We start from the raw sequence: 14,934 nt of genomic DNA on the forward strand, positions 1-14,934 counted from the left end.
GAGGCCCGCCGCCGGGTCCGGCACGCCGAACTGCTGGGGCCCCGCATGTCCCTGACCGGGGAACTACTGCCGCCGCTGCGCCCGCATGTCGCCGCCGCCGTCGCCGAAGGCGCGATCAATGGTGATCATGTTGATGTCATCGAATCGTTTTTCGCGAAACTGCCCACCTGGGCCGACCTGGCCAGCCTCGACGGCGCCGAGCAGGCGCTGGTGGCCGCGGCCCGCAATCTCACGCCTGAATCGCTGCGATCGGTGGTCCGGCGCAAGCTCTACGAGTTGGATCAGGATGGTCCCGAACCCGAGGACCGGGAACCGGACTGTGATCGCGACCGGGCGCTGGTGTTGTCCAAACAGCGACCCGACGGCAGCAGCGAGCTGCGCGGTGTCCTGACCCCGACCGCCCGCGCCGTCTACGAAGCGTTGATGGTCAAATACGCCGCGCCCGGCATGTGCAACCCCGCCGACCCGGTGCCGTGCACGTCCGGGACGCCGACGCAGGAGCAGATCGACGCGGACACCCGCACCCTGGCCCAGCGTCAGCATGATGCCTGGGAAACCCTGGGTCTGCTGCTGCTCTCGGGTGATCTGGGGGAACACAACGGCTTCCCCGTCAAGGTGGTGGCCACCTGTACGGTGGCCGACCTCCAACGTGGGGCCGGGACGGCGCTCACCCATACCGGGACAACGCTGCCGATCCGGGACCTGATCCGCATGGCCGGGCACGGTGCCGACCATTACCTCGTCGTCTTCGACGATCACACCGAACAACCGCTGTACATGGGCCGAGCACGGCGCACCGCCACCGTCGCGCAACGCTTCGTGCTGTTCGCCCGGGACCTGGGCTGCACCCGCCCCGACTGCACTGTCCCGGCCGCGGGCTGCCAGGCCCACCACATCCCCGGATGGACCCGCGGCGGACAGACCAACATCACCACCATGGCCCTGGCCTGCGGCTGCGACAACCGTCTCGAAGACATCACCGGCTGGACCACCAGCATGAAAAACGGCCGCGCCCACTGGACCCCACCACCACTGCTCGACACCGGCCAACCCCGAACCAACCAGTACTGGCACCCCACGCTCTACCCACCCGAGGAAGGTAGCGATGACGACGGCGAAAGCGACAGTCCCGCAAGCTAACCCGGCACCCCGCCGCGGCACCCAAAGCCGCGACGGCAGTGCCACGTGCGCCGCTACGAGTCACCCGTTGGCGAAGGCTTCAGCCCTTGAAGTACACGATCTGATGAGTGCTGGTGAGTAGTGCGCCGTCGCGAGACCACACGTGTGCACTCTGGTCGAAGTACCCGTCCGAGAAGCGATTTGCGTGCGCACTGCCCAACACGTAGTCACCGCCGATGGCTTCGAGCTCCTGCCCGTTGGCATGGATGTACGTCGTTAGTGAGATCGTGCCGGCCGGGAAGAATCCGCCGCGCCGCAGGAAAACTCGGGGATAGAAGATGTCGGACATCGCAGCCAGGGCGGCGAAGTCGAGGCCGCGCTCGTTCGCGTCCCGCACCCACAGAGTCGTGCGGGACGACTGACTGGGCTCGGCATCCTCTGCCGGAAAAGGGTTTTCGACGAATCGCATGTCGTATTGGCTGACCCATGGCAGCGGCGGGCCGCTGATTTCGAGACCTTCGGGCCCGGGCACGGTCGGCATGCGCGACTCGTCGTCCGACCACGTGTCGCGGCGGATCCCGAAAACCATAGTGGCCGTGGTCTTGATATCGCCGTCCTGGCTGAGTTCGGCGATCCAGTGCTGATTGGTGCGGTTCGTTCGGGCGGCCTTGAGGGTGATGTCGAACTCGCCGTCGTCGATCGGCGCGGCGTAGTTGACGGTGAGTGCTAGCGGTTCACCGATGCGGTCGGGCCGCAGCTCGACCGCACGCAGCAGGACCGCGGCCGTGACCCCACCGAATGGGCCGACCATGTTCGCCCAGTCCGGCTGAGTCCTGCCACGCATGCGCGTGTCATCGACGGGCTGCAGGTCCAGGGCTTTGTCGAACGAATGAGAGCCGGTCACGTTCAACATGATGCCTGGTGCTGGTTTGGCGCCCTCAATGTGTTGCGGCGCGACTGGACACCTTGCCTGCGGAGTCAGCGCGGAAGAGTGCGTCGTTGTAGTGGCATCCCGCCGGGATCCACTCGAAGGTCTTCGCTTTGGCGAACTTGTAGTACAGGACTCGGCGGCCGGCATCCGGTGCGGTCGGCGGGGGAGTGCTGTGCATGATGTCGCCGTAATGCAGTGTGAGATCGCCGGGTTCGGTGTCGATCTTGACGACCGGAAGGTCGCCTTCCTGCCCCCACTGGACCCAGTGCTTGGTGTAGCGGTGCGAGCCGGCCAGCACCATCAATTGGCCATTGGCCGCGTTGGCGTAGTCGAGCTGGATGCCCGCCTGAATGAGCGGGCACATGACGGGGTGGCCGCCGATGCCGTCGTCGACGTGCCAGCCCAGGTCGCCGTCACCCTTGACGACATCGGAGTTCTTGATGAAAACCATTGGGCCGTCGAGTCTGTCGTCGCAGACGCGGAGGTCGGGGCCGGCCAATCTGGCGTACGCCGTGGTGCGTGGCTCTGTGCACAGCGTCTGCAGGACGTCGGAGTAGCGACCCAGATAGTTGATGCGCGTGACGATTTCGGTTCCGCTGGAGTTCAGCGACCACCACGAGAACGGGTCGCCGGGTGTGGTCATGGCCCGGACCTTCTCGACTTCCGCGCCCCACGCAGCGACCTCGGCGCGGCTGTAGACGCCGCGGATGTGCAGGTAGCCGGCGACGTTGAAGAAGTGGCGCAGGTCTTCGATGTCGTCGTCGGCGGTGAAGATCTGGTGCAGATCGAGCGGCCGTCCATCCCGGTCGACGAGCGTGTCCCGCACCGCGGCGGTGTAGATCGGGGCGCCGCTCAGCAGCGTTTGAATGGCGGGCTCCCAGCGCTGCCAGTCCTGCAGCGTGCCGCGTGCCAGCCGCGCGCGCTCGGTACGAACGGCGCCCGACGCCGACAGCAAGCGGTTCAGGAATGCCGAGAACGTGGTCGCGTCAAGCTCGACGGGGGCGCGCCGGTATCACCGTTGGTGGCCTCCACGCCCGTGGGCGTCGCACGCCAGGTGTAGGTCGTGCCGTCGGGGAGCTGGAAGGCGAGCGGCGGTACTCCGGCCAGGTCGTCGACGACGATCGCGCCGTGGCGGGCGCTGAGAGCCGGGAGTTCGCGGGTGTGGAACTCGTCGAACGAGTGCTGCGGAAACGACGCCGCGATGGCATCGACCCACGGCAGCCCGGTACCTGCTTCGTCGGTAGCCATGCGGTCCCTTCCACTCGACGTCGATTATCAGCCCGTGGAGCGTCGTCCCGCGGCGACGTGCGAACATGGTGGCCGCGATCTTCGCGATGGGGCGGTAGCTCAGTTGGTTAGAGCCGGGGACTCATAATCCCTTGGTCGCGGGTTCGAGCCCCGCCCGCCCTACTTCAGCGGTGTATTACGTCGGCTGATGGCTGACATTTCTCTGTCGGGTGATGCCTGACAGTGTTTCGGCTGATGCTTTACACCTGCTTCCGCTGATCCTTGACACCCAGCCCCGCCCTACTCAAAGTCCCTGCCGTGGCGGACTCAGCGACACCCGCCGCCTGACCCGAGCCGAACTACCCCGGCTGTCAGTCGCTTCGACGTCGATCTCGGCGATGACTTGCTCGCCTCGCTTCAGCGCGCGAGCGGCCTTGCGTTGGGCGACGGGCGGAATCTCCACGGCGAGTGTGGCTTTGCGCACCGGCGGCAGGTTCAGCATGGCGGGTCGCAGATGCAATGTCCGGGGCTTGCGCACGCGGCGTGGCACGGTGATCTCGCCGGTGGCGATCACGTCGCAGGGCAGGCCGGCAGATCGGACTTGAAGAACTATCGAATCGCCCAGTGGTTGACTGCGTTCGCCACCGAGCCAGAGTCGCACGTTGGGCAGGGTGATGCCGCCGGCTTCCTCATCGCGACTTAGCCGCGATGCGATGGCAGCACTGATCAACCGGCTGGTCATCCCACCTTTGCGACGGGCCACGACGGTAACCTACGCCGGTTGGCAACGCTGCGAAGCAAGAATGCGGCGCGCAGCGCGTCCGGTGCGTTACGGCTGCTTCGGTTGTTTCGTGACAGGTGCCACGGTCGGCAGGAACGGGTTGATACGGGTGGGGCGCGCGGCGCCGGGAACATTCGAGAATTCGGCGACCACAACACGATTCCGGCCGGCCCGTTTCGCGGAGTAGAGCGCGGCATCGGCGCGATTGAGAAAGTCATCGAGCGAGTCGTCGGCATGGAGAACGCTGACGCCCACGCTGACCGTCACCTGGATGCCCTCGACCGTCAGATCTGCGATGGCCATTCTCAACTGTTCACCGAATCGCTCGGCATCACCTGCGTCGGTTCCGCGCAGCAGCACGGCGAATTCTTCGCCGCCGATGCGGGCAGCCAGGTCATCATGACGGATCAATGACTGACAGGTCGTGGCGATCGCCGTCAGTATCCGATCACCGATGGTGTGTCCGTATTGATCGTTGACCTGCTTGAAGTGGTCGACGTCGAACACGACTGCGGCAAGCGGTGTTCTGTCGGCAGCAGCCGGTGCGAGCAGTTTCGTCAGCTGTTCGACGAAGTAGCGCCGATTCGCCAAGGGAACCAAGGGGTCCTGACGGGCCAGCATTTCCAGTTTCTCAGCCATCCGGCGTCGCTGTTCGAGCAGCGCGAACAACATCATCGAGAAAATGCACCATGTCGTGGCGACGAAGAGACCGACAGTGGCGAGGCGCCCGGGCAGGCTGATCTTGGCCAACAGGTTGTTCGCGGTCGTGGCCGCCCAGAACACCGCCGGCGCGATCAACGCGTTGGCGCTCGTCACGCCGCGCAGACCTCGCCGCAGTCCGACCCAGATGACCAGCGGATAGGTCATGCCGAGGATCAGCAGCGGATCGATGGGAAGGATCGCCATCAGGACGCCGCTGACGGCGATCGTCACGGTGCTGACCACGAGATCGGTTCGGTCTGCACGCCGTCGTCGTCCTGCACCGGTGTCCGCTGCCGCCCACGCCAACAGCAAGGGCGTGACCAGCAACTGCCCGACCGAATTTCCGATCCACCAGTGCGTCCAGGCTTCCGGGATCTGGCTCACGTCGGTCAACTGACGCTGTGCGCCATGGACCAACAGGGCATCCCAATTGTCCGGCATCCACCCGGACGGGATTGTTCCCAACCACCACATTGCGGCGACACCACCAGTGGCGCTGAGCGGCTGCAGCACCAAGAAGACCAGGACTGCGAACAAACCGACGTCACGTGGCGAGTCGAAGCGAGGCGAGATGCGCCACCGTGCGAAAAGCGCGGCACCGAGCATGCACTCCAGGCTGTTGATGGTGCCGATCAAGGCTCCGCCCAGCACCGAAGGTCCGGTCCAGATCGACAAGACCGATTGGCCGAGCAACACCCCCCACGTCACCCGCCGGCCGAAGAGAATGCAAAACGCGAGAGCAATGCCTTCGGGCACGAACATCACGCTCGTAACGTTGTCGTGCTCTACGGAGACCTCGAAAGCCAATCTGCCGAACACGACGTAGCCGATCATCAGCAAAATTGACGCAGCCGGCGGACCCCATCGCGAATCTCTCACGGTCTGCACCCATGTACGCCACATCGTGGTGATGATAGACGGGCTCGATGAAGCCGAATATTTGCGCGAATGTGCACGTCTAGCAACGCGCTGTCGATGCCCGGCTTTGCTCGGAGATGCGCGCGACGGGTGTCGGCACCCATGGGATTCGTCGGCACGGATTGCGCTCTACTGGGAAGGTCGCGGATCAATCCGTAGAAAAGTGTCGCCCTTGGCGGGGGTGGGTGCTCCTACCTGTGTCAGGCGCCCAGTCAGGGCACCAATCACACCAAAGGAGCACATCCATGATCGCCTTTAGCAACCCCCAGTCGCCGGCGGAACCGACCTCCGCGCGTAAGCACAGGGGCCGACTTGCCGTCGCGGGCGTTTCAGCATTGGCCGCCGTGGCCGTCAGCCTGGCCGGTGTGGCATCGGCGGCCACACCAACGAAGACCAACTGCACTTTCAAGACCGCCAACGGGCACTACGTGACGGCAGTCAATAGCGGCGGGTTGACGGGACTCGGCCAACCATCGTTCGACGTCATCCACACCGATGCCGTGCGGGTCGGCACCTGGGAGACCTTCTCGCTCGTCGACGCCGGTGACGGAACCCATTACGGCATCCGAGCCTTTGATGGGCATTACCTCACTGCCGTGGGCGGTGGCGGACGGACCACCGACGTCATCCACTCTGACGCCACGCAGTTGCAGGGTTGGGAGAAATTCACCATCACGAAGCTTCCGTCGGCTCCGGGCGGCCAGACCGTGTATTCGATCGGCACCATCGACGGGCACTTCCTCACCGCTGTGGGTGGTGGCGGAAGGACCACCGACACCATCCATTCCGATGCGACGGTGGCCAACGGTTGGGAGCAGTTCCACATCCACTGCGCAGGCTGAGCGCATGCCGCGAAATCAGCGGCAGGTCGGTGCGGCCACAGGCCTGGCCAGGCCTTGATCCTGGTCTTGCCTATGGCCTCCCGATCGGAGCAAAGCAGTCATCCTTGGTTCTGGGCAGGCGGAGGACACGTCCCAGCTTGGTGCCGCAGAATTGGGCCGTGCAGTTATTGGCGGCGGTGCGTCAGGCGAGTGGCCGGGGCGCCGCGGATCCGGGCCGCATCCGGCTGCGCAGCGCGGCGGCGACCACCGCCTCGCTGCTCGTGGCAATCGGCGCCATGCTGGTGTTCACCCACGCAACCGGCCAGCCCGTCACGGTCGCGATGCTGGGCGCGGTGGTCGCGATGCAGGCCTCCGCGGCGGTCAAGGACCGCGACCAACGCAGCCGCAACATCACCACGGTGCTGCTGTTCTTCCCGGCGATCGGCGCCATGGCCCTGGCCGCATTCCTGGAGCCGTACGGGAAGCTCGCCGACGTCGGCTTCATCGCCGTGCTCTTCGCCGCGGTCTGGGTGCGGCGGTATGGCCCGCGCGGAAACGCCCTGGGGATGGTCGCTTTCATCTCCTACTTCTTCGTGATGTTCCTGCGGACACCGCTGGAGCACGTTCCGGTGCTGGCGGTCGCTGTCGCGGTGGGACTCGCCTCCTCCCTGGCTGTGCATGTGCTGCTGTTTCCGGAACGGCCACGCGTCGAGGCACGGCGGCTGCTGTCGGCATTGCGCGCTGCCTCGCTCTCGACGCTGGACGTCGCCACCAAACGTGGTCAGGTCAGCGTCGAGGTCGCGCGGCACCAATTGGACCAACTCGGTGAGACGGCGCTCCTGATCGATGACTGGCTGGATCGGTATGAGGCCGCGAAATCGCTGAGCATCACCAGCAAGGATCTGGCACTGCGGGTGTTCGAAGCGCAGATCATGCTGGAGCAGGCGGCGTCGTTCGTGTGGTGGCTGGATCAGGATGAGCCGTGGCCCGACGGTCTCGTCGATGCCGTTGCTGCGCTGCGCATCTGCCTGGACAACAACCCCACCGACGACCAGCTGCGGCAGGCCCGCCGGATGGGGGCCGCCGCCGCCGACAAGGCGGACCTATCGACCTCGGCGGGCGTCGCGACGGTCACCGCGTACCGGGCCATGCAAGCGCATTTGGCGATTCATCACATCACCACCAACGCGCGGGGTATCAGCGATGACGACATCGCCGCTACGGAGCCGGACAGCGACGACCAGGAAGCACCATCCGGCCTGAATCCCAACACCAAAGCCGCGATTCAGGTCGCGGTGGCAACCAGTGCGGCAACGGTTTTGGGCAATCTCATCGCAGCCGATCGCGGGTATTGGGCGGTGCTGACAGCCTTTCTGGTGTTCACCGGCGTCTCGACCCGCGGCGAGATTCTTTCGCGTGCGGGCCATCGCATCGTCGGCACCGTGGTGGGCGTGCTTGCGGGCGTACTGCTCGCCGCGGAGATCGGCCGGCATCCGGCGCTGCAGATCGTCGTCCTCGTGGTCTGCGTGTTCTTCGCGTTCTATCTGGCGACCGTCGCCTACTTCTGGTTGACCTTCTTCGTCACCGTCCTGTTGGCGATGCTGTATGGGCTACTGGGGAATTTCAGCCCGCAGGTGCTGGAGGTACGGATCGCCGAAACGGTCGTGGGCAGCCTGGTGGGCATCGCGTCCGCGTACTTCGTCTTCTCCACCAAGACCCGGGCCACGTTCGCCGAGAAGGTCAATGACTATCTCGACCGCTTGGAGGAGCTGATCGAGACCGCTGTCGCGGCGGTGCTCACAGCGGGCGATGCCGATGACCTCGTTGCTGACACGCGCCGGCTGGACAACGCCTTGAAGGAAGCCGTCACCGCCGGCAAACCGCTTCAGATTGGCCCACTTTCGGAACTGCGACACGGGGTCCGGCGCCTGATGCGGGGACTGCAGGTCGCCAACCGCTCCGCTCACGCTCTGGCCCGTGCAGGTGTCACGGCCTCACACGGCCCGGCTCCCGACGGCGCGGACGACGCGTTGCATCAGGCGGCGGCGCGGGCACGTCATGCGGTGGCCGGGATCCGGAAGTTGATCGCCGGCGATGACGTCAAACCATCTGAAAAGCGCAGCGATGCGGCTCTTTTCGACGTCGGACTGCCGGAGATGCGACCCGGCCCGGCACGGGCATCGATCCGCGCGCTCAATGTCATCGATCGGGCGCTCACCGAGGTCACCGTCCGGGTGTGACGCCGGCGGGCTGCAGGCCCGCAAAGATCGATTCGTGAAAAAGTGTCCCCACTTGCGGGGCGCGGTGCTCCTACCTGTGTCACGGGTCCAACGAGGACCCGGATCACATCGAAGGAGCACTTGATGATCGTCAATCCCAATCCCAATCCCGCGCCGGTACCGACGACTGGCCGTAAGCACCGGCGACTCCTTGCCGTCGCCGGCGTTTCAGCGATGGCCGCCGTGGCGGTGAGCCTGTCCGGCGTGGCCTCGGCGGCTACCCCAACGAAGACCAACTGCACGTTCAAGACCACCAATGGGCACTACGTGACGGCAGTCAACAGCGGTGGGTTGACGGGACTCGGCCAACCATCGTTCGACGTGATCCACACCGATGCTGTCCGGGTCGGCACTTGGGAGACCTTTTCGCTCGTCGACGCCGGTGACGGAACGCACTACGGTATCCGTGCCTTTGATGGGCACTATCTCACCGCCGTAGGCGGTGGCGGACGGACCACCGACGTCATCCACTCCGACGCCACGCAGTTGCGGGGTTGGGAGAAATTCACCATCACGAAGCTTCCGTCGGCTCCGGGCGGCCAGACCGTGTATTCGATCGGCACCATCGACGGGCACTTCCTCACCGCTGTGGGTGGTGGTGGTCGGACCACCGACACCATCCATTCCGATGCGACGGCGGCCAACGGCTGGGAGCAGTTCCACATCCACTGCGCAGGCTGAGCGCACGCCCGGTAATCCGTTGGCGCCCAACGCTGTCGGTGCGTCTCCTCGGCGGTGGACCGCCACACCACTTCTGGGTGTGACGGCCACTGCCGAGTCACCTCACGTAAAGGACGCCCCGTAGGACGCCGCGCCGATCACGAAGGTGAAGACCAGGTAGATCACGAGCACCACCGCGCCGGCGATCGCGCCCCACGTCGCCCATTTCTTGGCCTCGTCTGCGGCTGCCTGCGCGGCCTGGAACTGGCCCTGGGCCCACAGGCCCGAGACCTGAGTTGCCTTGATGATCGACACGATGCCGAACGGCAGGCAGCAGAAGATGGTGACGAGGATGCCCAACACCAGGTTGTTGTTGGGCGGTCCGCCTGCGGGCGGGAGGCCGCCTGCCGGCGGCGGAGGAAAATTCCCTGGCGGCGGTGTGTAAGTCATTGCAGCCTTTCTCTGGTTCTGGTCACTACTCGGTAGGAGCCCAATCGGGCGGACACGGTCAACGGTGACCGCCTCGGCACGCTACGGCGCATCGATTGGAATCCGATTGGGACTTCTACAGAGCAAGGACACAACACCGAGGCGGCTACCGATCCCAAGAAAGGGGCGGTGCGCAGGTGGCTGCGCCTACGGGACGGATTGGACGACAGTCAGCCTTTCAACCCGTTCTTGATCGCCGCGGCCTGTTTCTGGCCGACATCAAGGATGAAATCCGGTGGCGGGTCGGCTCCGGGAGGGCCGTCGAACTCCAGAGTGACGAACGCTTTTCCTTCGGTGAACAGGACGACGGTCACCGATTTCGACTTGTCGGGTGAGCTGCCCGACGCCGAAATGCCGCCGGTACCTATCTCGATCGGCGCGGGTGTCCCGCCCACGACGGTGGTACCGAGCGTGGCCTTGGCGGCCTCGAGCGCGGCGGTGGCGGCGGCGGGATCCGGCAGGACCAGGATCGTGTCGCCGACGACGTGGCTGCGGTCCGCGTTGCCGAAGGACGTTGCGATACCGGGCTTGCCGTCCGGGTTCTGCACCGGTGGGCTCGCCAGGAATTCTTCTGGCGCGACAAGGTCGGTCGCCTTGATCAGCAGACCGGTGTAGTCGACGGGCTGGGCCGGAGCGGAGGTGGTCGCCGACGTGCTGGCACTCGCCGACGCCGACGATGTTGCCGACGCCGACTTCGATGCTGCAGGAGGCGCGGCGTCCTTGCTGCAGCCGGCCGTCGCGACGGCCAGCGCGATACTGGCCGCCACGGCGACCGTCGTGCGTGTCCTCATCGGGTCACTCCTCTCCGGCCCGAACCGTCAGTTCAGCGGACCGTCGGGCAGCGGCGCGTTGCAGCGCGCGCGGAAGTCGACCGCGGCCTGACGCACACCCTGAATCTCGGCCTTCACTTGCGGATTGGCATCCATGTACTTGGTGATCTCCGAACGCATCTCATCGCGCGACTTGCCCTTGAGGCTGGTGAAGAAATCGTTCACCTCCGGGTGAGTGAACAGGTACGACGACGTGCCGGCGTTGACCCCGGCCATGACGCCGGCGAGGTCGGCGGCGGTGCAGTTCGGCGGATCGGCCAGCGCGGTGGTGGCCGTGCCGATGAACGTCGCACCGGCGACCACGCCGGCACCGATGATGTTGCGGATTCTCATGTCGGTTAACTCCTAGGGGTTGTGGGATTTACAGGTGGTCAGCGACGCGGTCCGATACCGCCACCGCCGCCGGGACGGATCGGCGGGCGCGGGGGTAGGGGCACGATCACATCGACACCCCAGCCGTCGTCGCAGTACCACGGGTCGGCGCAGTAGGACGGGTAGGCCGGTCCTGCGGAGGGCGGTGTCGGCCCGCCGCCGCGAACGTCACCCTGTGCGCACACGGTGGCGTACCCGGCGCCGGTGCAGTCGGCCGACGCGGGGGCCGCGGCGCTGAGGCCGATGGGCACGAACGTAAGCGCCAGACCCAGACTCAGGGAGCGCTGATTCAGTCGCATGGTCTTCTTCCTTTGGACTGCCGGTCCGTGGTCGTCGGCACGTTGCCGGGGCACGGAACCGGTGTTGGCTGAGCATAATTCGGCGTTGCCGGTCAAGAAGCTGTTGGGCGATTATTGCGGCGTTCAGGCCTTGTCAATCATTCGTGCGCTTCGCTGAGCGACCAAGCCGCAATCGCCGCGCGAGGCATGGCGGCGGTGGTACCGTCCGTCCCTGTCGAGTATGCGTGACGAAGGGGTCAATATGAGCGAGAACAGCCAGGATTGGACCAAGCCGGCCGCCATGGCGCTCCCGAAGGAGGGGTACTTCGAAGAGGTTCGGGGCCGTTACGGGCCGGTGTTCCCGAAGACCCCTGCCTGCTACGGCTTCTCGATCATCGCGAAGGTGAAAGACGGCCGCGAGGAGGCGGTCCGCGCTTACGGCAAGACCATCGAGGAAACCATCAAGACCAGCCCGGAAGCGCTGGCGCCCCTGCGTCTGCACTACTTGCGCTGGAACCTGTTCGATATCGGCTCGGGTCTGCATTTTCAGTACATGGGCATCTTCGACACCGATTTCGACAAGTACACCGAGGATGCGGTGGCGCTGTTCAGCGCGACCGGCATCACGACGGTGTTCACCAATCTCGAAGGGTTCCCGGAGGATTGGCGGACCAACACCGAGGCATTCATCAAGTTCGTCCGCGACCACCAGCAGCCGAGCTTCCTGGAGTACGGCGAATACCCCTACGTGACCTCGGATGAGATCAAGAAGGCGCTGCGGCTGAAGGCGGCGTTCTCGACGATGCTCGATCAAATGCAGTAATGCTCGAGTTCGATGACATCCAGCACATCCTGCTGACCCGGACCCCGGCACTGACGGGTCGTTACGAGTTCCTGACGTTCGACACCGCCGAAGGTGGCCGGGCGTGGTTGTCGGAACTGCAGGACAAGGTCCAGTCGGCGACCGACGCCAAGGCCACGATGGACGAGTCGGATCGTTGGGTCACGTTGGCGTTCACCTGGAATGGCCTGCGCGCACTGGGCGTGCCGGAGGAGTCGTTGGCGACTTTTCCCGACGCGTTCCGGGAGGGGATGGCCTCGCGCGCCGGCATTCTGGGGGACGTCGGACCTGCCGCGCCGGAGCACTGGGTAGGTGGCCTGGCCGGAGATGACCTGCATGCCATCGCGATCCTGTTCTCCCGCACGGACGAACAGAACGCGAAATCCATCGCGGCACATGACGACCTGCTGGCTCGGACCGACGGCGTGCGCAGCCTGTCGTACCTGGACCTCAACGCCACGCCGCCGTTCAACTACGCCCATGATCACTTCGGCTTCCGGGATCGCCTGTCGCAACCGGTGATGAAGGGGTCGGGGGAGGAGCCGACGCCGGGCTCGGGTGATCCGCTGGCGCCAGGGGAATTCATCCTCGGATACGACGACGAGAACGGTCCGGTGGTGGATCTGCCGCAGCCCGAGGTGCTTTCGCGCAACGGCAGTTACATGGCGTACCGCAGACTCGAAGAGCACGTCGGCGTGTTCCGGGATTACCTGCGCGAGAACGCCGACACCCCGGAGGGCGAAGAGTTGCTTGCCGCGAAGTTCATGGGTCGCTGGCGCAGTGGCGCTCCGCTCGTGTTGGCACCGACAAAGGACGACCCCGAGCTGGGTGCCGATCCGATGCGCAACAACGACTTCAACTACAAGGAAGAAGATCCGTTCGGTTACGCGTGCCCGCTGGGGGCGCACGCCCGGCGGCTCAATCCCCGCGACACGGCGCACTACATGAATCGTCGCCGGATGATCCGCCGCGGTGCCACGTATGGTCCGGCACTACCGGAGGGGGCACCGGACGACGGCGTGGACCGCGGCATCGCGGCGTTCATCATCTGCGCAGATCTGGTGCGTCAGTTCGAGTTTGCGCAGAACGTCTGGATCAACGACAAGGCCTTCCACGAGCTCGGCAACGAACACGACCCGATCTGTGGCACGCAGGACGGCACCCTGGACTTCACCGTGCCCAAACGGCCGATTCGCAAGGTGCACAAGGGGCTTCCGGCCTTCACCACGATGAAGGGCGGCGCGTACTTCTTCCTGCCGGGCATCGGTGGCATCCGGTACCTGGCATCGCTGGGGGCCTGAGGGGCCGTCCACCCGGTAGGTCCAGTCCAGGTTTCGTACCCGGCTGTAGGGGAACCCTGACAGTGGCGGCCGCATCGCACGGCCGCCCTCGAACCTACGACCGGAAAGAGGAGCCTCATGGGCAAGAGCGGTCCGGAAGAAGCTGCCAAGGGTGTCGTCGAAGGCATCAAGGGCAAGGTAAAGACATTGGTCGGTGCGCTGATCGGGCGTGATGACCTGTTCCGCGAGGGTCAGGCGCAGCAGGACAAGGCCGACGCGCAGCGTGACGCGGCGAAGAGGGAAGCCGAGGCGGAATCGGCCAGGGCCGCCGCGAAGGCCGCCGAAGCGCGGGAGCGCGCGAATCAGTCGGATCAGTAGTTGGCGCTACACAGGAGAGATCAGCGCATGACCCGGTTCGGCTATACCCTCATGACCGAGCAATGCGGCCCGAAAGAGCTTGTCAGACATGCTGTTCGGGCCGAAGAGCTCGGTTTCGACTTCGAGGTCTGCAGCGACCACTATTCGCCCTGGCTGGTGGCGCAGGGGCATGCGCCGAACGCCTGGCTGGTGCTGGGCGCCGTCGCGCACGCGACCAGCCGTGTCGAATTGTGTTCGTACGTCACGTGTCCGACCATGCGGTACCACCCAGCCGTCGTTGCCCAACAGGCCGCGACAGCGCAGATTCTCGCCGACGGGCGCTTCCTGCTCGGCTTGGGGACCGGCGAGAACCTCAACGAACACGTGGTGGGTCGGGGCTGGCCAGGGTATGAGCGCCGGCTCGACATGCTGTGCGAGGCAGCGAAGGTCATTCGTCTGCTGCTCGACGGCGAGCTGGTCAACCACAGAGGCGAGTTCTTCCAGGTCGACGCCGCCCGGCTGTGGGACCTGCCGGCCGATCCCATTCCGATCGGCATCTCCATGACGGGAGAGAAGTCGGTCGAGCGGTTGGCCGATTTCGCCGATTTCATGATCGACGTCTCCCCGGACAAACCGATCGTCGACCGGTGGGTCCATGAGCGCCGGGTCCAGGGCCTGGAGACCACAGGCCGGGCGGTGGCGCAGTTGCCGATCTGCTGGGACAGGGATCGCGACCGGGCGGTGAAGCGTGCGCACGAACAGTTCCGGTGGTTCGGCGGTGGCTGGCCGACCAACGCGGAATTGCCCAACTCCAAGGCTTTTGGTGCCGCCACCCGATTCGTCCGGCCGGAGGACGTGGCCGAACAGATTCCGTGTGGCGACGACATCGGCGCCGTCGTTCAGGCCGTACGCACCTACCGGGAGGCCGGATTCACCGATATCGCGCTGGTGCAGATCGGCGGCGACTCCCAGGACAACTTCTTCGACGAAGCGGTCCCGACATTGTTGGCTGAACTACGGGCCGACGCCGCCTGATCGCCGTGCCGCCG

Annotated in this window: 17 protein-coding genes and 1 tRNA gene; 9 read left to right on the forward strand and 9 right to left on the reverse strand. The window is 65.5% G+C overall.

Going from position 1 to position 14,934, the window contains the following annotated elements:
• A partial coding sequence (locus EB75_RS14340) for an HNH endonuclease signature motif containing protein (RefSeq protein ID WP_073696051.1) occupies positions 1-1,140 on the forward strand: 1,140 nt, incomplete at its 5' end.
• Positions 1,141-1,219: 79 nt separating this feature from the next.
• On the opposite strand, the gene EB75_RS14345 is transcribed toward EB75_RS14340, so the two are convergent.
• Genes EB75_RS14345 through EB75_RS29695 form a run of 3 tightly spaced genes read right to left on the reverse strand, consistent with a single transcriptional unit; the run spans position 1,220 to position 3,298 of the window.
• Positions 1,220-2,023 (reverse strand): acyl-CoA thioesterase, encoded by an 804-nt coding sequence (locus EB75_RS14345; protein ID WP_174557672.1) that lies wholly within the window; start codon positions 2,021-2,023, stop codon positions 1,220-1,222.
• 34 nt (positions 2,024-2,057) lie between these two features.
• Positions 2,058-3,005: a phytanoyl-CoA dioxygenase family protein gene (locus EB75_RS14350; RefSeq protein WP_217267699.1), complete on the reverse strand. Its 948-nt coding sequence runs from the start codon at positions 3,003-3,005 to the stop codon at positions 2,058-2,060.
• Between the two features lie 5 nt (positions 3,006-3,010).
• A complete protein-coding gene (locus tag EB75_RS29695) occupies positions 3,011-3,298 on the reverse strand; it encodes a hypothetical protein (RefSeq protein ID WP_217267700.1) in 288 nt (95 codons plus the stop codon).
• An 88-nt stretch (positions 3,299-3,386) separates the two neighbouring features.
• Between EB75_RS29695 and EB75_RS14355 the strand changes: the two genes are divergently transcribed.
• Positions 3,387-3,460 (forward strand) — tRNA-Ile (locus EB75_RS14355).
• A gap of 121 nt (positions 3,461-3,581) precedes the next feature.
• Here the strand turns inward: EB75_RS14355 and EB75_RS14360 are convergent.
• The gene (locus EB75_RS14360; RefSeq protein WP_073696053.1) at positions 3,582-4,019 is read right to left on the reverse strand and encodes a hypothetical protein; all 438 of its coding nucleotides are present in this window, start codon (positions 4,017-4,019) and stop codon (positions 3,582-3,584) included.
• Between the two features lie 87 nt (positions 4,020-4,106).
• On the reverse strand, positions 4,107-5,594 hold the full coding sequence (locus EB75_RS14365; protein WP_073696054.1) for a sensor domain-containing diguanylate cyclase: 1,488 nt from the start codon (positions 5,592-5,594) through the stop codon (positions 4,107-4,109).
• A 428-nt stretch (positions 5,595-6,022) separates the two neighbouring features.
• Between EB75_RS14365 and EB75_RS14370 the strand changes: the two genes are divergently transcribed.
• From EB75_RS14370 to EB75_RS14380, 3 genes are all read left to right on the forward strand, one after another.
• On the forward strand, positions 6,023-6,520 hold the full coding sequence (locus tag EB75_RS14370; protein WP_286150195.1) for a fascin domain-containing protein: 498 nt from the start codon (positions 6,023-6,025) through the stop codon (positions 6,518-6,520).
• A 158-nt stretch (positions 6,521-6,678) separates the two neighbouring features.
• Positions 6,679-8,739: an FUSC family protein gene (locus EB75_RS14375; RefSeq protein ID WP_073696075.1), complete on the forward strand. Its 2,061-nt coding sequence runs from the start codon at positions 6,679-6,681 to the stop codon at positions 8,737-8,739.
• A gap of 123 nt (positions 8,740-8,862) precedes the next feature.
• Positions 8,863-9,459 (forward strand): fascin domain-containing protein, encoded by a 597-nt coding sequence (locus EB75_RS14380; protein WP_073696056.1) that lies wholly within the window; start codon positions 8,863-8,865, stop codon positions 9,457-9,459.
• A 102-nt stretch (positions 9,460-9,561) separates the two neighbouring features.
• Here EB75_RS14380 and EB75_RS14385 read toward each other — a convergent pair whose 3' ends face one another.
• The 4 genes from EB75_RS14385 to EB75_RS14400 all read right to left on the reverse strand — a co-directional run bounded on the left by EB75_RS14385 (position 9,562) and on the right by EB75_RS14400 (position 11,428).
• Positions 9,562-9,888, reverse strand: a complete 327-nt coding sequence (locus EB75_RS14385) for a CD225/dispanin family protein (RefSeq protein WP_073696057.1) — start codon at positions 9,886-9,888, stop codon at positions 9,562-9,564.
• A 209-nt stretch (positions 9,889-10,097) separates the two neighbouring features.
• The gene (locus EB75_RS14390; RefSeq protein ID WP_073696058.1) at positions 10,098-10,718 is read right to left on the reverse strand and encodes a lipase chaperone; all 621 of its coding nucleotides are present in this window, start codon (positions 10,716-10,718) and stop codon (positions 10,098-10,100) included.
• A 27-nt stretch (positions 10,719-10,745) separates the two neighbouring features.
• Complete coding sequence (locus tag EB75_RS14395; RefSeq protein ID WP_073696059.1) at positions 10,746-11,090, reverse strand: heme-binding protein; 345 nt, start codon at positions 11,088-11,090, stop codon at positions 10,746-10,748.
• 38 nt (positions 11,091-11,128) lie between these two features.
• On the reverse strand, positions 11,129-11,428 hold the full coding sequence (locus EB75_RS14400; protein WP_073696060.1) for a hypothetical protein: 300 nt from the start codon (positions 11,426-11,428) through the stop codon (positions 11,129-11,131).
• 241 nt (positions 11,429-11,669) lie between these two features.
• On the opposite strand from EB75_RS14400, the gene EB75_RS14405 reads away from it, so the two are divergent.
• From EB75_RS14405 to EB75_RS14420, 4 genes are all read left to right on the forward strand, one after another.
• Positions 11,670-12,230 (forward strand): hypothetical protein, encoded by a 561-nt coding sequence (locus EB75_RS14405; RefSeq protein WP_073696061.1) that lies wholly within the window; start codon positions 11,670-11,672, stop codon positions 12,228-12,230.
• Positions 12,230-13,549, forward strand: a complete 1,320-nt coding sequence (locus tag EB75_RS14410) for a Dyp-type peroxidase (RefSeq protein WP_073696062.1) — start codon at positions 12,230-12,232, stop codon at positions 13,547-13,549. The genes EB75_RS14405 and EB75_RS14410 overlap by 1 nt, the downstream gene beginning before the upstream one ends.
• Positions 13,550-13,666: 117 nt before the next feature.
• On the forward strand, positions 13,667-13,906 hold the full coding sequence (gene mbp1 / locus EB75_RS14415) for a microaggregate-binding protein 1 (RefSeq protein WP_073696063.1): 240 nt from the start codon (positions 13,667-13,669) through the stop codon (positions 13,904-13,906).
• Positions 13,907-13,933: 27 nt separating this feature from the next.
• The gene (locus tag EB75_RS14420; RefSeq protein ID WP_073696064.1) at positions 13,934-14,920 is read left to right on the forward strand and encodes a TIGR03557 family F420-dependent LLM class oxidoreductase; all 987 of its coding nucleotides are present in this window, start codon (positions 13,934-13,936) and stop codon (positions 14,918-14,920) included.
• Positions 14,921-14,934 lie beyond the last annotated feature (14 nt).

Source organism: Mycobacterium sp. ST-F2 (assembly GCF_001905655.1).
In the GTDB taxonomy this organism is placed as follows: domain Bacteria; phylum Actinomycetota; class Actinomycetes; order Mycobacteriales; family Mycobacteriaceae; genus Mycobacterium.